The following is a 16897-nucleotide window of genomic DNA, read 5'->3' as shown; positions in this document are numbered from 1 at the left end:
TCAACCCGAGTCGTGACCAAGCTGGAACGGTGGCCCCAGGGCCACCGTTCCGCGCATCCGGGTCCGGCCGCATATCCTGGGGGTCCGACAGGGCGCCCCGCCAGGTGGCGCCGAAGGGCGCCGCACGAGTCGACCGCGTAGGTAGAAGGAGGCAAGGCAGCTTCGGGATCTCCCTCCCCGCCGACGGTCCGTCGGTGCGCGCTGCCTGAGAGCACGATGGCGAAAAAGGGTTCCGAGAGCACAGCACCCGCCCAGGGCAAGGACAAGAAGGAGCCCGGCCGGCTCAAGCAGATCGGCATGGTCGCCAAGGTCGTCCACCGCCAGAGCCCGCGGAGCATCCCGCTGGCCGTCGGCGTCGCGGTGCTCGTCCTCGCCGTGTTCGTCGTCATCGGCGTCGTGACCGGCTCGTGGATCCTGTGGCCGCTGACCGGTCTGCCGATCGCGCTGCTCACCGGCTTCATCATCTTCACCCGCTCGGCGCAGCGCGTGCAGTACCAGATCCTGGACGGCCAGATCGGCGCGGGCGCGGCGATCCTGGACAACATGCGCGGCAACTGGTCGACCGAGTTCGCGGTCAACGCCAACCGCCAGCAGGACGTGGTCCACCGCGTGGTGGGCCGCCCCGGGGTCGTACTGGTCGGCGAGGGCGACCCGAACCGCCTGAAGTCGCTCATCGCCGCGGAGAAGAAGCGCGTCTCCCGGGTGGCCCTGGACACCCCCATCTACGACTACAAGGTGGGCAACGGCGAGGACCAGGTCCCGCTGTCCAAGCTCCAGCGCACGCTGGTCAAGCTGCCGCGCACCCTCGACAAGAAGGACGTCGCCCAGCTCAACTACCGGCTGCGCGCGCTGCCCGCCAAGATGCAGATGCCCAAGGGCCCGCTGCCCCGCAACGCCAAGATGCCCAAGGGCATGCGGGGCCAGGGCGGCGGCTGACCCGCACCGGCACCTCCTGCGCCGCGGAAGGGGGCGCGCACCGGCGATGGTCCGGTGCGCGCCCCCTTCGCCGTGCGCGGGATGACCGCTCAGGCCCGGTCAGAGGCCGGGGCGTAGTCGATGATGTCCCCGGGACGGCAGTCCAGCTCCCGGCACAGCGCGGCCAGGGTGCTGAACCGGATGGCCCGGGCCCGGCCGTTCTTGAGCACCGACAGGTTGACCACGGTGATCCCGACCCGGGCGGCCAGCTCGGTGAGGGTGATCCCGCGCGCGGCGAGCACCTCGTCCAGCCGGACGACGATGTCCGCGCCCTCGTCCTCCTCGGGGGGCATCAGACCAGCCCCCGCACGTCGTCGCGCATCCGCGTGCCGCGCCGGAACACCTCGGCCAGACCCACCAGCAGGAATCCGGCGAGGAGCAGTGCCCCGGTGGCCCCTCCGAAGGTCACCTCGAAAGCGAACAGGACCGGCGCCTCCGACTCCACCACCCGGTCCTGGAGGAGCATTCCGGCGAACGCCTTCGCGAAGGGGACGGAGAGGGCACCGGTGATCACGGTCAGGGCGATCGCGTACAGCCGGCGGACGTTGGCCGGGACGAAGGGGTCGCCCGCGCTCAGGGTTCCGGCCATGCGCAGCAGGAGGAAGGCCACCAGGACCATCGCCGCCACTCCGAGCAGGTCGGGCACGGCGAGCAGGAGACGCTCGGCCGGCGTGGGGTCGTGGAACACCAGGACCAGGTCCTGCCCGGTGTGCGCGCTCGCCTCGCCCGTGACGGTGACCGGCGCCGGAAGCGGGTCGGTGTCGGCCGGGAGCCAGTGCCGCAGGGCGTTGAGCCCCAGCGTCCCGGCGGGCAGGGCCCCCGGGATCCAGAGCAGCAGGACGATCGCGCGGACCGCCTGGAACGCGAGGAAGCCGCCGAGCAGCACCCGCAGGACGAGCGAGTCGGCACGGCTCCAGCGGAAGGGGGACTTCGTCGTCACGTTCTCCTCCATCTTATCGTTTTTCGATACTAACGATAAACGATAAGCCTTCCTCTGCCAAAGGGGGGGTACGACGAGGGCCCCGGGCGCGCCGTGCGGCGCAGCCGGGGCCCTGCGGTGCCGGTACCGCTACCCGCAGTCGACGGCCTGGTCGGCGGAGGTGCCCGACAGCCCCGCCAGCGGGTCGTCCGCGGACTCCCCGTCACCGCCGTCACCGCGGTCGGCTCCGTCGGCGCCGTCCAGCCGTACGCCCTGCCAGTCGGTGCCCATGACCAGCTCCACCGGGCCGGACAGGTCCGCCGCCTCCTCGGTCTGCGCTCCGCCGACCAGGGCGTCGGCCACCGCCTGCGCCTGCGCCTCCTGGCCGGGGGCGTGGTAGACCGTGGTCTGCTGCGGGGCCCGGGTGGTGGGGTTGCCCGACCCGGTGACGGTGAAGCCCAGCCCGGCCAGCAGCGGCTCGACCTGCGCGGCCAGGCCCTGGGTGCCCTGGTTGTTGACGATGTACACCGAGACGTCGGCCGGGGAGACGGACTCCCCGGGGTCCTCCTCGGACTCCTCCGGGGCCTCGTCCTCCTTCTCCTCCGCCCTGGTGGCCTCGCCCGCGGCGACAGCCGCGAACAGCTCGGACGCCTGGGGCTCCTGGAGCTGGACCTTGGCGTCGTTGTAGTCCTCGACCGGGACCGTCACCATGTTCATCCGCCCCAGGTCCACCTCCCGCATGGAGATGGCGAGCTCGGCCATCTGGTCGACGCCGAACTCGCTGTCGGTGGTCATGCTGTCGGTGACCGAGCCGAAGAAGTCGTAGAGCGTGGCCGGGCTGGACATGACCTCGCCGGTGGTGACCTTGCGCAGGATCGCGCCGATCATCTGCTGCTGGCGCTTGATCCGGTCCAGGTCGCTGCCGTTCTCCGTGGTCTCCCGGGAGCGGGCCAGGGCCAGGGCCTGGGTGCCGTCCAGTGTCTGCTCCCCGGCGGGCAGGTCGAGCTTGGCCTTGGGGTCCACCAGCGGTTCGGGGATGCACATGTCGATCCCGTCGATGGAGTCCACGATGGCCTGGAACCCCGCGAAGTCGACGAGCACCATGTGGTCCAGGTGGACGCCGGTGATGTTCTCGATGGTCTTGCCCTGGCAGTCCATGCCCCCGTAGAACATGGCGTGGTTCAGCTGGTCCACCGTGCCCGCGGCGATACCGGGCTTGTCCTCGACCGGGTCGCAGCCGGGCATGGTGACCATGAGGTCGCGGGGCAGGTTGACCATGGTCACCCCGCCCTTGTCCACGTCGATGTTGACCAGGACCAGCACGTCCGGCCGGACACCGTTGGCGACGCTGTACTCGGCGTCCTCGCCCGCGCGCTCGTCGGTGGCCAGCAGGAGGATGTTGTGGATGCCCTCCACCTGCGCCGGGCGGTCGCCCCAGGCGTCGGTGTCGATGTCCTCCGTCTGCACCGCCAGGGCGTCGCGGTAGCCGGCGTAGCCGACGAGGCTGGCGGCGATGACGACGCCGGTCAGTCCGCAGGCCGCCCACTGGCCCGGGGACATCCACGCCTTCGCCGTGGACCTCGCGGTTCTGGACACGTGTCTGGGAGCCAACAGGGCACCTGCGATCCGTTCAGGGACAAGGGAGGGGGGAGCGGACCGGCCCCGGGTGCACGAGGGTCACGCGGGGATCACGGCCGAGCGCTACCGCACGGTACGCCGAAGCCCCGGTTTCGGTCAAGTAAGGGTAACGAACCCCCTGGACCGGAATGCCCCTCCCTTGTCAGCAGGCGCTCTCGGGCTCCTCCTCCGCGGTGATCCCGCCCAGGTCCTCGGTGACCGAGATCTCCGGCTCGTCGGCCTCGTCGCCCTTGAACCCGGTCCAGTCCGAGCCGATGACCAGTTCCAGGGTGCCGGTGAGCCCGGCGGCCTCCTCGGTCACCGCTGTCTCCAGCGACTTCACCAGCAGGTCGGCGGCGGCCTGCTGGCCGGGCGCGTAGTAGACCGTGGTGACCGAGGGGATGCGGGCCTGCGGGTTGCCGGTGCCGGTGACCACGTACCCGTCGGTGGTCAGCCGCTCGGCGACCTGACCGGCCAGGCCCTCGATCCCGGTGCCGTTGAGCACCTCCAGGGAGATCTCGGAGGGCGAGGGCGCCGCGGGCGCGTCATCGGCCCCCTCCTCCTTCTCCTCCTTCTCCTCGCCGTCGCCCCCGGACAGGTCGGCGCCGGAGTTGATGGCCGTGAAGAGCTCGGAGGCGGCGGGCTGGCTCAGCGCCAGCCGGTTGGGGTCGGCCGGGTGCTGGCCGTTGGGCACGGTGACGAACTGGATCTTCTTCAGGTCGACCTCGCGCATGGAGATCGCGATGTCGGTCATCGTGTCGACGGTGAACTCGTCGTCGGCGGTGACCGACTCGGTGACGGCGTTGAGGAAGTTGGTGATGGCCAGCGGGCTGGTCATCACCTCGCTGCTGAGGACCTGGCGCAGCATGGCGCCCATGAACTGCTGCTGGCGCTCGATGCGGGACAGGTCGCTGCCGTCGCCCTGGCCGTAGCGGGAGCGCACGTACCCGAGGGACTGCTCGCCGTCCAGGGTCTGCTCGCCGGCCGCCAGGGTCAGGTGGGCCTTGGGGTCGTCGATCGCCGCGGGAATGCACATCCGCACGCCGCCGACGGCGTCCACCATGTCCTTGAACCCGGTGAAGTCCATCATGACGAAGTGGTCCAGGTGGACCCCGGTGACCTGCTCGACGGTGTTCCACTGGCAGCCCACGCCGCCGAAGGTCATCGCCGAGTTGATCATGCCGCTCTGGGCGGCCATCCCGGGATAGCCCTCGACGGCCTCGCAGGCGGGCAGGTCCACGACCAGGTCGCGGGGCAGGTTGACCATGGTGACGGTGCCGCTGTCGACGTTGATGCTGGCGATGAGCATCATGTCGGGGCGCTCGCCCTCGGCCTCGCCGTAGTTCGCGTTCTCCCCCGAGCGCACGTCCGAGCCGATCACCAGCAGGTTCATGACGCCCTCGACGCTGGTGGGCCGGTCCCACGCGTCGGTGTCGACCTGCGCCGTCGTGATGTTGTTCGCGATGCCCTGGTACCAGAGGTAGCCGCCCAGGGTCCCCGCGATCGACAGCGCGGTGACCGCACAGGCGACCCACTGCCCCACGGACAGGCGCACGGCGTCCAGGACACCTGCGGGGCGTGGGGCGGAGCGTTTTCCAGCCATGCGAACCTTCGAGGGGTGCGGTGAGGCCCGGGAGGGAGGGGGACGCGCGGCGTCCGATGAGGGGATCACACCGTCCCGGGACGATGTGACCGAGAATCGGATGTTAACAGCACAGGGAACGGCGTGAATCCACCCGTGACCTGGCCGGGTGGCTCAGAGTCGGACGGCCACGGTCCCGGCGGCGCGATCGTGCAGGCCACGGGTGTCCCGGTCGTAGATGACGGCCGGGACGACCAGGCACAGCAGCAGGGTGCGCACGGCCATCGAGGCGAACCACGGCCAGGGGCGCTCCCCGGTGGCCTTGATCCCGACACCGACCAGGCGGCGGCCGACCGAGGTGCCGAACAGGGTGAGCAGCACGATGTTCATGGCGGCGAACACCACCAGCGCGGTGTTGCTCAGCAGGCTGGTCACCTGCTGCTCGTCGGTGACCCCGGCGCCGACCACGCCCGCCGAGTACAGTCCCCCGGCGATGAGGAGCGCCAGCAGCCAGTCCAGCAGGAGCCCCGCCAGGCGGCGGCCCACACCGGGCACCGACCCGGGGCCGTGCTCGGGCAGGCCGAGCCGGTTGCCGCGGTATCGGAAGTCGTCGGTCGCGGCCGCTCCGCGCCTGTCCTCGCTCATGCCCTCCACGGTATCCACCGCCGGGCGCGGTCCCGTACCGGGGACCGCCCGGCGGGGTGGCGCAGACCACACCGAACGCGCCGCATGCCCTGTTTTCGCCCGGTACACGCCGGAATCACCGGCTCGGACAGGGTGGTCTGCGGAAACACCGGGGTCCGTAACATGCAGGAAACAATGGAGACACGGCGTGGAAACCCCGCGCTCCTAGCTTCGTCAGCGAAGCCGGGAGACGCCGCGATGATCCGCCACGTCCGCGATGGAGCGGCCCGCAGATCCCGTCGTCTCAGCCACCTGCACGGAGGTTCGTTTTGTTCAGCAGCGTCGACGAGGTGCTCGCTTTCATCCGGGACGAGGACGTCAAGTTCCTCGACGTCCGTTTCACGGACCTGTTCGGGGGAGTGAACCACGTTACCCTCCCGACCGAGAACGTCGACGCCTCGACGTTCACCGACGGTCAGATGTTCGACGGCTCGTCGATCCGCGGCTTCCAGGCCATCCACGAGTCCGACATGCTGCTGCTCCCCGACCTGAGCACCGGCGTCCTGGACCCGTTCCGCAAGTACAAGACGCTGAACATGACGTTCTTCGTCCACGACCCCCTCACCCTGGAGTCGTACAGCCGCGACCCGCGCAACGTCGCCCGCAAGGCCGAGGCGTTCCTGCGCGGCTCCGGCGTCGCCGACACCGCCTTCTTCGGCCCCGAGGCCGAGTTCTACATCTTCGACGACGTCAAGTTCGAGACCCGGTCCAACACCGGCTTCTACGAGATCGACTCCATCGAGGGCGCCTGGAACACCGGTTCGGCCCTCGAGGGCGGCAACCGCGGCTACCGTCCCCGCTACAAGGGCGGCTACTTCCCCGTCGAGCCGGTCGACCACTACAGCGACCTGCGCTCGGACATGGTCCGCACCCTCATCGAGGCGGGCATCGAGGTCGAGCTCCAGCACCACGAGGTCGGCACCGCCGGCCAGGCCGAGATCGGCATCAAGTTCGGCACCCTGCTCCAGCAGGCCGACCGCGTGCAGCTGTACAAGTACATCGTCAAGAACGTCGCCAACAACGCGGGCAAGACGGCGACCTTCATGCCCAAGCCCCTGTTCGGCGACAACGGCTCCGGCATGCACTGCCACCAGAGCCTGTGGAAGGACGGCGAGCCGCTGTTCTTCGACGAGTCCGGCTACGGCCAGCTGTCCGACACCGCCCGCTACTACATCGGCGGCCTGCTCAAGCACGCCCCGGCGCTGCTCGCCTTCACCAACCCGACGGTGAACTCCTACCACCGCCTGGTGCCGGGCTACGAGGCCCCGATCAACCTGGTCTACAGCCAGCGCAACCGCTCCGCGTGCATCCGCCTGCCGCTGACCGGCTCCAACCCCAAGGCCAAGCGCATCGAGTTCCGCGTGCCGGACCCGTCGGCCAACCCGTACCTGGCCTTCTCCGCCATGCTCATGGCCGGCGTCGACGGCATCAAGAACAAGATCGAGCCGCCGGAGCCCGTGGACAAGGACCTCTACGAGCTGCCCCCGGCCGAAGCCAAGGCCATCAAGACCGTCCCGGCCTCGCTGGACGACGCGCTCAACGCGGTGGAGGAGGACCACGAGTTCCTCCTGGAGGGCGGTGTGTTCACCAAGGACCTCCTGGAGACCTACGTGGACTTCAAGCGCACCGAGGAGATCGACTCCCTGCGCCTGCGCCCCCACCCGCGCGAGTTCGAGCTCTACTACGACATCTAGGCCGTAGCAACAGCTCCTCGGAGCGGCGCGCCCGGTGGCGCGTCCTCCTCTCCGGGGCCGGTATCCGTTCGGATACCGGCCCCGACCCGGTTCCGGACCATTCCCGGGCGAACCCGGTGACGGGAGCGCGTGGAGGTGTTCCGGCCCCGCGCCGTGCGGCCCGTCGGCGGCCGTGCGGCTACCGTTGACGCGTGGCAAGGGACGGAAAGAACACCATGACGGCAGGCGCGCTCGCTCGGCGCGGCTTCAGCGACAGCCCGCGGGCCCTGCGGCTGGTGACGGAGGCGGGGCTGGGCTCCCCCTCCGACGCGGTCGTGATCGACTCCCTGGCGGCGGCCCCCGACCCCGACCAGGCGCTGCTGGGACTCCTCCGGGTCCTGGAGAGCGACCCCGACCCGGACACCCTGCGCGACGCCCTGCGCGAGGACCCCGCCCTGCGGGAGCGCCTGTGCCGGGTGCTGGGCACCGGCACCGCCCTCTCCGACCACCTGGTGCGCCACCCCGGCGACTGGCGGGAGCTGCGCGGCGCCGACGCCGCCCGCACCCCCGACCCGGAGGAGCTGCGCCGGGGCCTGCTGCACACCGTGGGCGCCGACCCCCACTCCCCCGCCCCGGCCGCCGACCTGTCCGGGACCCGCTCCGCCGCCGAACTGCGCCACGCCCTGCGCGTCGCCTACCGCCGCCGGGTGCTGCGGCTGGCGGGCCGCGACCTGACCGGCCTGGTCACCGTGGACGCGGTCGCCGCCGAGCTGGCCGACCTGGCCGCGGCGCTGCTGGACGGCGCGCTGGCGGTGGCCCGCGCCGAGCACCCCGAGGACGCGGCCCGCTGCCGCCTGGCCGTCATCGGCATGGGCAAGTGCGGGGGCCGCGAGCTCAACTACGTCAGCGACGTGGACGTCGTCTTCGTGGCCGAACCCGCCGCGGCCCCGGAGGGCGGGGAGCCGGTGGACGACCAGGCGGCGATGCGCTCGGCGACCCGGCTGGCCACCGCCATGATGCGGGTCCCCGTGGAGACCGACGCCGAGGGCAGCCTGTGGGAGGTGGACCCGGCGCTGCGCCCGGAGGGGAAGAACGGGCCGCTGGTGCGCCCGCTGTCGGGGCACCGCGCCTACTACGAGCGCTGGGCCAAGACCTGGGAGTTCCAGGCCCTGCTCAAGGCGCGGCCCATCGCCGGGGACATGGAGCTGGGCCGCGCCTACATGGACGTCATCACGCCCATGGTGTGGCAGGCGTCGTCGCGCAAGGACTTCGTCGAGGACGTGCAGGCGATGCGCCGCCGGGTGCTGGAGCACATCCCCGCCGGGCAGGCCGACCGGGAGCTCAAACTGGGCCCGGGCGGGCTGCGCGACATCGAGTTCTCCGTGCAGCTCCTCCAGCTGGTGCACGGGCGCGCCGACGACCGGCTGCGGTCGGGTACCACCCTGGTGGCCCTGGCCTCGCTGTCCGAGCACGGGTACGTGGGCCGCCAGGACGCGACCGGGCTCGCCGACGCCTACCGGTTCCTGCGCCGCCTGGAGCACCTGCTGCAGCTGGAGCGGCTGCGCCGCACCCACCTGATGCCCGACGGCGGGACCGCCGACGGGCAGGCGGAGCTGCGCCTGCTGGGCCGGGCCCTGGGCTTCACCGCAGACCCGGTGCGGGAGCTGACCGAGGCCCGCCGCAAGGTCGCCGCCGAGGTGCGCCGCCTGCACGAGAAGCTGTTCTACCGGCCGCTGCTGAACGCCGTCGCCAAACTGCCCGGTGAGGAGGTCCGCCTGTCCCCGGAGCAGGCCCGCGACCGCCTGGAGGCGCTGGGGTTCGCCGACCCCGCCGGGGCGCTGCGCCACCTGGAGTCGCTGACCTCGGGGGTGTCCCGGCGCGCGTCCATACAGCGCACCCTGCTGCCGGTGATGCTGGGCTGGTTCTCCGACGCCCCCGACCCCGACGCCGGACTGCTGGGGTTCAGGCAGGTCAGCGACTCCCTGGGCACCACCCCGTGGTACCTGCGGCTGCTGCGCGACGACGTGCGGGTCGCCGAGCGGATGGCGTGGCTGCTGGGCACCAGCCGCTACGTCACCGAGCTGCTGCTGCGCGCCCCCGAGGCGATCCGGGTGCTCGCCGACGACGCCGACCTGGTGCGCCGCGACGCCGGGGTGCTGGCCGCCGAGGCCGACGCGGCGCTGCGCCGCTACGACACCGCCGAGGAGTCGGTGTCGGCCGTGCGCGCCCTGCGCCGCCGCGAGCTGCTGCGCACCGCCGCCGCCGACCTGCTGGAGGTCTCGGACGTCCGGGAGGTCGGCGCGGCCCTCACCGACATCGCCGCGGTGACCATCGACGCCGCCCTGCGGGTGGCCACCGCCCGGGTCCTGGAGGCCGACGGCGAGGAGCTGACCCGCGTGTGCGTGATCGCGATGGGCCGGTTCGGCGGCGGCGAGCTGACCTACGCCAGCGACGCCGACGTGATGTACGTGCACGACCCGCTGCCGGGGGCGGACCCCACCGCGGCCACCCGGCAGGCGATGGCGGTCGTGCGGGAGCTGGCGCGGCTGCTGGAGATGCCCGCGGCCGAGCCGCCGCTGAAGGTCGACACCGACCTGCGGCCGGAGGGCCGCAGCGGCCCGGTGGTGCGCACCCTGGACTCCTACGCCGCGTACTACGGCCGCTGGGCGCAGGTGTGGGAGAGCCAGGCGCTGCTGCGGGCCCGGCCGGTGGCGGGGGACCCTCGGCTGCGGTCCGCCTTCACCGAGCTCATCGACCCGATCCGCTATCCGGCGGGCGGTATCGACTCGTCGGCGGTGTTGGAGATCCGCAAGCTCAAGGCGCGCATGGAGTCCGAGCGGCTGCCCCGGGGCGCCGACCCGACCCTGCACACCAAGCTGGGCCGGGGCGGCCTGTCGGACGTGGAGTGGGTGGCCCAGCTGGTACAGCTGCGCCACGCCCGTGAACACCCGGACCTGCGCACCACCGGCACCCTGGAGGCGCTGGAGGTGGCGGTCGCCCACGGATTCCTGACCGCCGACGACGGCGCGGTCCTCGAGCAGGCCTGGCGGCTGGCCTCGCGGGTGCGCGGCATGGTGATGCTGGTGCGCGGCCGGGGCGGGGACTCCCTGCCCACCGACCTGCGGGTGCGGGCGGCGCTGGCCACGGCGATGGGCTGCCGCAGCGCCCAGGACGAGGAGGGCCTGTGGGAGGGGCCCTCCGAGCAGCTGACGGAGACCTACCTGCGGACGACCCGCCGGGCGCGGGCCGTGATGGAGCGGGTGTTCTACGACGACTAGGGGCGGCCGGGGAGGACGGCGGTGACGGCCAGGCCTCCCCCGGGGCGCGGGACGAGGTCCAGGGTGCCGCCGTGGACGTCCACGACCCGGGAGACCAGGGCCAGGCCCAGTCCGTGGCCCCCTCCGCCGCGGCGGGTGCGGCCCTCGCCGCGCAGGAACGGCTCGGTGAGCCGGGCGACGGTCTCCGGGGCCAGGACGGGCCCGGTGTTCTCGGTGCGCAGCACGGCGGACCCGTCCGGGGCGCGGCCGACGGAGACGGCCGCGGTACCGCCCGCGGTGTTGTGGCGCAGGGTGTTGCGTACGAGGTTGTCGGCCAGCCGCAGCAGCAGCTCGGCGTCCCCCGTCACCGGCGCCGCCGAGGCGTCCAGGCGCAGGTCGACACCGCGCCGCCGGGCCTCCTCGCGGGCGTCGGCGACGGCGCGCCGGACGGGTTCGGCCAGGTCCAGGGGTTCGGCGGCGGCGGTGACGGCGTCGACGTCGGCGAGCCGAAGCAGCGCCTCGGTGAGGCCGACCGCGCGGGCGTTGACCTCGCTCAGCCGGTCGATCAGGGGGTCGTGGCCGGGTTCGCGGCGGGCCACGTCGAGCATGGTGGCCGTGACGGCCAGCGGGGTGCGCAGCTCGTGGGAGGCGTTGGCGGCGAACCTCTCCTGGACGGCGAAGGCGTCCTGGAGCCGGTCGAGCATGTGGTCGAAGGCGTCGGCCAGCCGCCGGAACTCGTCGTCGGGCCCGGTCAGGCGGATGCGGTGGTCCAGGCGGCCGGTGGCGACGGTGCGGACCGCCGCGTCGATGCGGTGCAGGGGTCTGAGCACCCACCCGGCCAGGAGCCAGCCGCCGGCCAGGCCGATGACGGCCAGCGCCAGCAGCACCCACAGGGTCACGTCCACCAGGGCGTCCAGGATCTGGCCCCGGGAGGTGATGTTGACGTGGGCCACGCTGGGGTCGGCGGTGGTCAGCGGGTAGTCGGGGATGTAGCGGACGACGACGTACACCCCGGCCAGGACCGCCATCCCTGAGACGACCAGGAAGGCGGCATATCCCAGGGTGAGGCGCAGGCGGGCGCTGACCGGCAGTCCCGGGCGCCGCTGCGGGGCCCGGTTCACCGTTCCCGCCCGGGGTCGACCAGCCGGTAGCCGACGCCGGGGACGGTGACGACGGGGTCGGGTCCGCCCAGGGCCTTGCGCAGGTGGGAGACGGCGACCCGGGGCGCGCTGGTGAAGGGGTCGGCGTGCTCGTCCCACACCTTCTCCAGCAGGGTCTCCGCGGTGACCACGGCCCCGTCGGCGCGCATGAGCAGTTCGAGGACGGCGAACTGCTTGCGGGGCAGCCGCAGCGGGCGGGCGCCCCGGTGGGCCTCCCGCCGGTAGGGGTCCAGGCGCAGGTCGCCGACCCGCAGCACCGGGCCGACGGCGGCGGTCGGGCGGCGGGCCAGGGCGCGCAGGCGCACCACCAGCTCTTCGAGGGCGAACGGCTTGGTGAGGTAGTCGTCGGCGCCCAGGGAGAACCCGTCGACCTTGTCGCGCAGCCGCCCGGCGGCGGTGAGCATGAGGACCCGGGTGCCGGGGTGGTCGCGGACCAGGACGGCGCACACCTCGTCGCCGTGCACGCCGGGGATGTCGCGGTCCAGGACGACGGCGTCGTAGTCGTTGACGGCGATGCGCTCCAGCGCCCGGTCGCCGTCCGGGGCGACGTCGGCGGCGATCGCCTCCTGGCGCAGGCCCGCCTGGAGTGCCTCGGCCATGTAGGGCTCGTCCTCGACGACCAGTACGCGCATGCTCTCCCCCTGTCGCGGCGGCCCCCGGGCCGTCCGGTTCCGAGTCTAGAAGCGCGCCCTGTTGCGGAAGTGTTGCGTGTTCACCCGACACGGGCGCAACACCCGCCCTGGTGGTGTGGCTCCCGAGCGCCGGGCGAGGGGTCCGGCCCGGGACGAGGGGGATCCGTGGGTGGACCGCAACGCTGGGCGGTGTCCGCGGCCGTGGCGGCCGTGCTGGTGTCGGGGGGCTGTGCGGTCCCGGAGACCGGCGGGGGCGCCCCGATGCGGCTGCCGGGGCCGCCCGGCTCCTCGGAGCCGCTGACCGAGGAGGACGGGTACGTTCCGGTGGGCGAGGGGCTGGCGGTCGACGCCGACGTCCCCGCGCTGGACAACCTCGACCCGGAGCTGCTGGCGGCGGTGCGCGAGGCCGCCGCGGCGGCGCTGGACGCCGGGATCGACGAGGTGGTCGTGACCGGCGGCTGGCGCAGCGAGCGCTACCAGGAGCACCTGTGGGAGGAGGCACTGCGCGAGCACGGCGACGAGGAGGAGGCGCGCCGGTGGGTGGCCCCGCCCACCGGGTCGGCCCATGTGAGCGGGGACGCGGTGGACATCGGGTACACGAACGCCGCGGACTGGTTCTCGCGGTTCGGGCACGAGTACGGGCTGTGCCAGACCTACGCCAACGAGCTGTGGCACTACGAGCTGGCCGTGGAGCCGGGCGAGCCGTGTCCGCACCCGGTCACCGACGCCTCCGAGAAGCGCTGAGGCGCCCCCGTGCCGGAGGAGTCGTGGCACGGGGGCGCCGGCCGGGCGGGGCCGTCCGTCAGCGCCGGTTCCAGGTGACGGTGGCGGCGGGGCCGGTCCGGTTGGACCCCGTCTCCCACTCGACGTTCCCGGAGCCGTCGATCTTGACGAGCTTCCATTCGGTGCCGGTGCCGATGGTCACGGCCCCGGTCCAGGTGGGGTAGGTGGCGGCGTCGGTGGACAGCTTCACGCCCCGGGCCGGGTCCCAGGAGCCGAGGGCCGGGGTGGAGCCGACCACGTACACCTCCTGGCCCCAGTTCGTGTGGACGACGGCGTTGAGCGTGCCGCCGGGGGTGCCCGGGTCGGCGCCGCCGCCGCAGTCGTCCTCGCACTCGCCGTCGACGTGCAGGGCCACGGCGCCGTCGGCGGGCACCTGGACGGTGACCCGGCCGCCGGAGACGGTGGCGGTGCCGCCGCCCGCGGCGTTGTCGTAGGTGCCGTCGGGCAGGGAGGTGTCGGTGGTGAGCTGCCAGGTGCCGCCGGTGGCGTTGAAGGCGGCGAAGCCGCGCGAGCCGCGGTCGAAGGCGAGGCGGCCGCTGCCGTCGGTGGCCCGCGGGGTCAGCCCGGCGCTCCCGGTGGAGGCCCGGAAGGCGGCCATGCCCGCGACGGTGGGGTGCCGGTGGGAGCAGACCCAGGCACCGGAGGAGCAGTCGGTGTCCTCGGTGATCCAGCCCGCCGGGTCACCGGAGACGTACCCGATGCTGGGCGGGCCCTCGGTGACGTTGTCGCCGAAGTCGTAGCCGGAGGTCACCACCGGGGTGCCGTAGGGGTGGGCGAGCATGAAGGCGGTCGCCAGGTGGTAGCGGTCGCCGTCCTTGTAGGTGAGGGTGGGGTGGTAGCGCTGGGTGTCGTGGTTGTCGATGAAGACGGTGGCCTGGTCGGAGGTCAGCCCGCCGTAGTCCGGCAGCTGCGCCAGCCCGGCGATGTTCCCGTCCTTGAACTTGCCCGCGACGTCGCGCTGGTAGTCGAAGTTGGTCACCTCGCCGTAGGGGGCGTAGGCGGTGTAGGGGACGGTGGCGTCGCCGTAGACCTCGTGGAAGACGCGGGGGGTGCCGCCGAAGCCGGGCACGGTGTTCAGGTTCCCGAAGATGTCGGCGATGTGCGCCTCGGGGACGTGCTTGGCGGCGTCCACGCGGAAGCCGCCCACGCCCAGGTCGATGAGGCCGTTGAGGTAGCGCTTGATGTGGCCGCGCACCTGCGGGTCGGCGGTGTCGAGGTCGGCCAGGCCCACCAGCTGGCAGTTCTGGACCTCCTCCTTGTCGTTCCAGTTCGCGATCTCCTCGTAGCAGGGCCCGAAGTCGTCGCGGTCGTAGGAGGCGGTGCCGTCCCCGAAGAGGTCGGGGTGGTCGTACTTGGCCCAGGCGGTGCCCGCGCTGCCGACGCCGTCGCCGTCGCCGGTCATGTGGTTGACGACGGCGTCGACGTAGATGCGAACCCCGTTGTCGCGGCAGGTGGCGACCATGGCGGCGAACTCCTCGGCGGTGCCCCGCCGGGTGTTGTCGAGCCGGTAGGAGACGGGCTGGTAGTCCTGCCACCAGGGGTGGTTCCCGCCTTCGGCGAAGGGGATGACCACGTGCTCCTGGGGCGGGGAGACCTGGACTCCGGAGAAGCCGCGGGGGCCGAGGAAGTTCTCGCACTCGGCCGCGACGGAGTCCCAGTTCCACTGGAAGAGCTGGACGAGGGTCTCGCCGTCGGGGGTGGTGGGGGCGCTCGCCGCGGCGGCGGGCAGGGGCGCCGCGGAGGCGGGGGGTGCGGTCAGGGGGATGAGGAGCAGGGCTGCGGCGGCGGCCGCTTTCAGGGGGGTGCGTCGGTGCATCGGCGCTCCAGGGTCGCTTGCGGGGGGTCACGAATTCTCTTGCGTTAACCGCAAGAATTTGCGTGATGCCGAGCACACTACCGGCCCGTTAAGGCTTTGTGAATAGACCCGAACCCGCGCGTCAAAAAGGGACCCAGTCCCCGAGCGCCTCGGACCGGCCCCGATCGCACCCCGTCGCGGCCGGTCACGGTGGGCATCCGCGCAAGAAATTGCGCCCCTGACGAAAAAGGGCCGGCGCCGGTGCGGACCACGGGCTCCGCTCCGGCGCCGGCCCGGGGCCGGCCGGGGTTCACCCCCAGAAGACGGCGACGCCGATGTTGACGATGGCGAGCACGCCGGCGGTGACCGCCAGGTTCCTGGCGGGCCTGCGCAGGTTCAGCACGCCCAGCACCACCACGGCCAGGGAGATGACCAGCTTGACGCCGATCTTGATGTGGTTCAGCTCGCCCAGGTCGGCCATCTCGGCCACGCCGACCAGGAGCAGGCCGGTGACGAGCTGGAGCAGGGAGCTGTGCAGCAGGACCTTGGTCGACTTGGGGTTGTCGGTCATGAGCTGCATGAGGAAGCCCGCGATGATGCCGGCGAGGCCGATCATGTGCAGGAAGACGAGCGCGGAGTAGAGGATGTCCATGACGCTAGGCTACTACGCGGCGTAGTACACAGTGGATTTTTCCTGACACTCTGACGTAACGATCGGGTGGACTTCACGCCACCCGGCGCCGCCATACCAGCCACCCCAGCCCCACCAGCAGGGCCGCCCCCGCCATCCGGCCCAGCAGCCCGCCGTCCACGGCCTCCGCCGCCCGTGACAGCACCGTCGGCGAGGCCACCACGACCGTGTCGCTGGCGCAGGACGCCGGGTCGGCCTCCCGCTCCAGCAGCAGGCAGGCCGTGCTCATCAACCGCTCCGTCCCCTCGGCGTCCTCCCGCACCCGGACACGGACCGTGTAGTCCCGCTCCTCCCCGGCGGGCACGTCCACCCGCCAGTTCACGATGCCGTCCTCCAGTTCACCCCCGCCGCCCACCTCCACGATCTCCAGGGCCTCGGGGACGTGCTGGGCCAGGTGCGCGCCGCTCACCCCCTCGCTCGCGTCGCCGTTGGCCACCGTCGTCCGCAGCACCGTCTCGTGCCCGGGCAGCGGCGCCGCCTCCTCCACCACCAGGGACAGCCCCACGAAGGCCTCCGGGGACGGCGGGGCCGAGGGGGCCGAGGGGGCCCGCCCGTCCGGGTCGACGGCCGCCGCCGCCGGGGTCGCGGCCATCAGGACCGCTCCCGTCGCGGCGGCCACCCCGGCCGCCCGCCACCGGCCGCGCCGGCCGTCCCCGCCCATACCCATGCCCATGATGCGTGCCTTCCGTCCGCTCGGTCACGACCCACCCAAGACAACTATGAGTACTCACGTGATTGCTATGTGTGACACGCCGGGAGGGGCGACCCTGTCGGGCGCATCCGGCACCGGACCCGGATAAGTCCCCACACCGCACCTAAGAGCCCCACGAACACCGCGAACAGGGATTTCTCCCGATGCACCGGGCCGTGCCTCAGAACGATCGTGGAACCGGCGGGGCGGACGGCCCCGCACCGAGGAGGAGACCGTGTACCACGACGCCCTGTTCCTGGCCCACAACCCGCCCCTGACCGAGGAGGACATCCGCCGCATGGGGCACCGCGCCGCGGCGCGGCGGCGGGCCCGCGCCCGCCGCCGCGCCCGCCTCCGGGCCTGGTGGCCCCGCCGCGACGACGGCCCCCGCGCCTACGGCCGTGCCGCCTGAGCCCGGCGCCGCGGACGCCGTACCGG

Annotated in this window: 15 protein-coding genes; 5 read left to right on the top strand and 10 right to left on the bottom strand. The window is 72.6% G+C overall.

Annotated elements, in window-relative coordinates; translation table 11 throughout:
• The first annotated feature begins 216 nt into the window (after positions 1-216).
• Positions 217-936: a DUF4191 domain-containing protein gene (locus ACSUPR_RS24660; protein ID WP_436887104.1), complete on the top strand. Its 720-nt coding sequence runs from the start codon at positions 217-219 to the stop codon at positions 934-936.
• 89 nt (positions 937-1025) lie between these two features.
• On the opposite strand, the gene ACSUPR_RS24655 is transcribed toward ACSUPR_RS24660, so the two are convergent.
• The 5 genes from ACSUPR_RS24655 to ACSUPR_RS24635 form a co-directional block, all read right to left on the bottom strand.
• A complete protein-coding gene (locus tag ACSUPR_RS24655) occupies positions 1026-1268 on the bottom strand; it encodes a helix-turn-helix domain-containing protein (RefSeq protein WP_436887103.1) in 243 nt (80 codons plus the stop codon).
• Entirely contained in the window at positions 1268-1915 is a 648-nt protein-coding gene (locus ACSUPR_RS24650) for a DUF2975 domain-containing protein (RefSeq protein WP_436887102.1), read from the bottom strand. The genes ACSUPR_RS24655 and ACSUPR_RS24650 overlap by 1 nt, the downstream gene beginning before the upstream one ends.
• A gap of 129 nt (positions 1916-2044) precedes the next feature.
• Complete coding sequence (locus ACSUPR_RS24645) at positions 2045-3454, bottom strand: LCP family protein (RefSeq protein WP_436887101.1); 1410 nt, start codon at positions 3452-3454, stop codon at positions 2045-2047.
• A 220-nt stretch (positions 3455-3674) separates the two neighbouring features.
• Complete coding sequence (locus ACSUPR_RS24640) at positions 3675-5114, bottom strand: LCP family protein (RefSeq protein ID WP_436887100.1); 1440 nt, start codon at positions 5112-5114, stop codon at positions 3675-3677.
• Positions 5115-5267: 153 nt separating this feature from the next.
• On the bottom strand, positions 5268-5738 hold the full coding sequence (locus ACSUPR_RS24635; RefSeq protein ID WP_436887099.1) for an RDD family protein: 471 nt from the start codon (positions 5736-5738) through the stop codon (positions 5268-5270).
• A gap of 308 nt (positions 5739-6046) precedes the next feature.
• Between ACSUPR_RS24635 and glnA the strand changes: the two genes are divergently transcribed.
• Both glnA and ACSUPR_RS24625 read left to right on the top strand, forming a co-directional pair.
• Positions 6047-7471 (top strand): type I glutamate--ammonia ligase, encoded by a 1425-nt coding sequence (glnA, locus tag ACSUPR_RS24630; protein ID WP_436887098.1) that lies wholly within the window; start codon positions 6047-6049, stop codon positions 7469-7471.
• 215 nt (positions 7472-7686) lie between these two features.
• Entirely contained in the window at positions 7687-10728 is a 3042-nt protein-coding gene (locus ACSUPR_RS24625; protein WP_436892128.1) for a bifunctional [glutamine synthetase] adenylyltransferase/[glutamine synthetase]-adenylyl-L-tyrosine phosphorylase, read from the top strand.
• Here the strand turns inward: ACSUPR_RS24625 and ACSUPR_RS24620 are convergent.
• Positions 10725-11828, bottom strand: coding sequence for a sensor histidine kinase (locus ACSUPR_RS24620; RefSeq protein ID WP_436887097.1), 1104 nt, complete (start codon positions 11826-11828; stop codon positions 10725-10727). The genes ACSUPR_RS24625 and ACSUPR_RS24620 overlap by 4 nt on opposite strands.
• Entirely contained in the window at positions 11825-12499 is a 675-nt protein-coding gene (locus ACSUPR_RS24615) for a response regulator transcription factor (protein ID WP_436887096.1), read from the bottom strand. The genes ACSUPR_RS24620 and ACSUPR_RS24615 overlap by 4 nt, the downstream gene beginning before the upstream one ends.
• 165 nt (positions 12500-12664) lie before the next feature.
• Here ACSUPR_RS24615 and ACSUPR_RS24610 point away from each other — a divergent pair, with 165 nt between their 5' ends.
• Complete coding sequence (locus tag ACSUPR_RS24610) at positions 12665-13243, top strand: D-alanyl-D-alanine carboxypeptidase family protein (RefSeq protein WP_436887095.1); 579 nt, start codon at positions 12665-12667, stop codon at positions 13241-13243.
• Between the two features lie 58 nt (positions 13244-13301).
• On the opposite strand, the gene ACSUPR_RS24605 is transcribed toward ACSUPR_RS24610, so the two are convergent.
• From ACSUPR_RS24605 to ACSUPR_RS24595, 3 genes are all read right to left on the bottom strand, one after another.
• A complete protein-coding gene (locus tag ACSUPR_RS24605) occupies positions 13302-15098 on the bottom strand; it encodes a carbohydrate-binding module family 20 domain-containing protein (protein WP_436887094.1) in 1797 nt (598 codons plus the stop codon).
• A 289-nt stretch (positions 15099-15387) separates the two neighbouring features.
• Positions 15388-15729 (bottom strand): hypothetical protein, encoded by a 342-nt coding sequence (locus tag ACSUPR_RS24600; protein WP_436887093.1) that lies wholly within the window; start codon positions 15727-15729, stop codon positions 15388-15390.
• Positions 15730-15802: 73 nt separating this feature from the next.
• On the bottom strand, positions 15803-16441 hold the full coding sequence (locus ACSUPR_RS24595; protein WP_436887092.1) for a hypothetical protein: 639 nt from the start codon (positions 16439-16441) through the stop codon (positions 15803-15805).
• 253 nt (positions 16442-16694) lie between these two features.
• Here ACSUPR_RS24595 and ACSUPR_RS24590 point away from each other — a divergent pair, with 253 nt between their 5' ends.
• A complete protein-coding gene (locus ACSUPR_RS24590) occupies positions 16695-16871 on the top strand; it encodes a hypothetical protein (protein WP_436887091.1) in 177 nt (58 codons plus the stop codon).
• Positions 16872-16897 lie beyond the last annotated feature (26 nt).

The sequence above is a fragment of the Nocardiopsis dassonvillei genome, assembly GCF_964273065.1.
In the GTDB taxonomy this organism is placed as follows: Bacteria; Actinomycetota; Actinomycetes; order Streptosporangiales; family Streptosporangiaceae; genus Nocardiopsis; species Nocardiopsis dassonvillei_B.
This window is presented reverse-complemented; position numbering and strand designations above follow the sequence as displayed.

Bases quoted from the DNA above. Each gene is read 5' to 3' on its own strand.
- ACSUPR_RS24625 (WP_436892128.1), top strand. From the start codon at position 7,687: ATGACGGCAGGCGCGCTCGCTCGGCGCGGCTTCAGCGACAGCCCGCGG.
- ACSUPR_RS24605 (WP_436887094.1), bottom strand. From the start codon at position 15,098: ATGCACCGACGCACCCCCCTGAAAGCGGCCGCCGCCGCAGCCCTGCTC.
- ACSUPR_RS24655 (WP_436887103.1), bottom strand. From the start codon at position 1,268: ATGCCCCCCGAGGAGGACGAGGGCGCGGACATCGTCGTCCGGCTGGAC.
- ACSUPR_RS24635 (WP_436887099.1), bottom strand. From the start codon at position 5,738: ATGAGCGAGGACAGGCGCGGAGCGGCCGCGACCGACGACTTCCGATAC.
- ACSUPR_RS24660 (WP_436887104.1), top strand. From the start codon at position 217: ATGGCGAAAAAGGGTTCCGAGAGCACAGCACCCGCCCAGGGCAAGGAC.
- ACSUPR_RS24600 (WP_436887093.1), bottom strand. From the start codon at position 15,729: ATGGACATCCTCTACTCCGCGCTCGTCTTCCTGCACATGATCGGCCTC.
- ACSUPR_RS24645 (WP_436887101.1), bottom strand. From the start codon at position 3,454: ATGTCCCCGGGCCAGTGGGCGGCCTGCGGACTGACCGGCGTCGTCATC.
- ACSUPR_RS24640 (WP_436887100.1), bottom strand. From the start codon at position 5,114: ATGGCTGGAAAACGCTCCGCCCCACGCCCCGCAGGTGTCCTGGACGCC.
- ACSUPR_RS24595 (WP_436887092.1), bottom strand. From the start codon at position 16,441: ATGGGCATGGGTATGGGCGGGGACGGCCGGCGCGGCCGGTGGCGGGCG.
- ACSUPR_RS24615 (WP_436887096.1), bottom strand. From the start codon at position 12,499: ATGCGCGTACTGGTCGTCGAGGACGAGCCCTACATGGCCGAGGCACTC.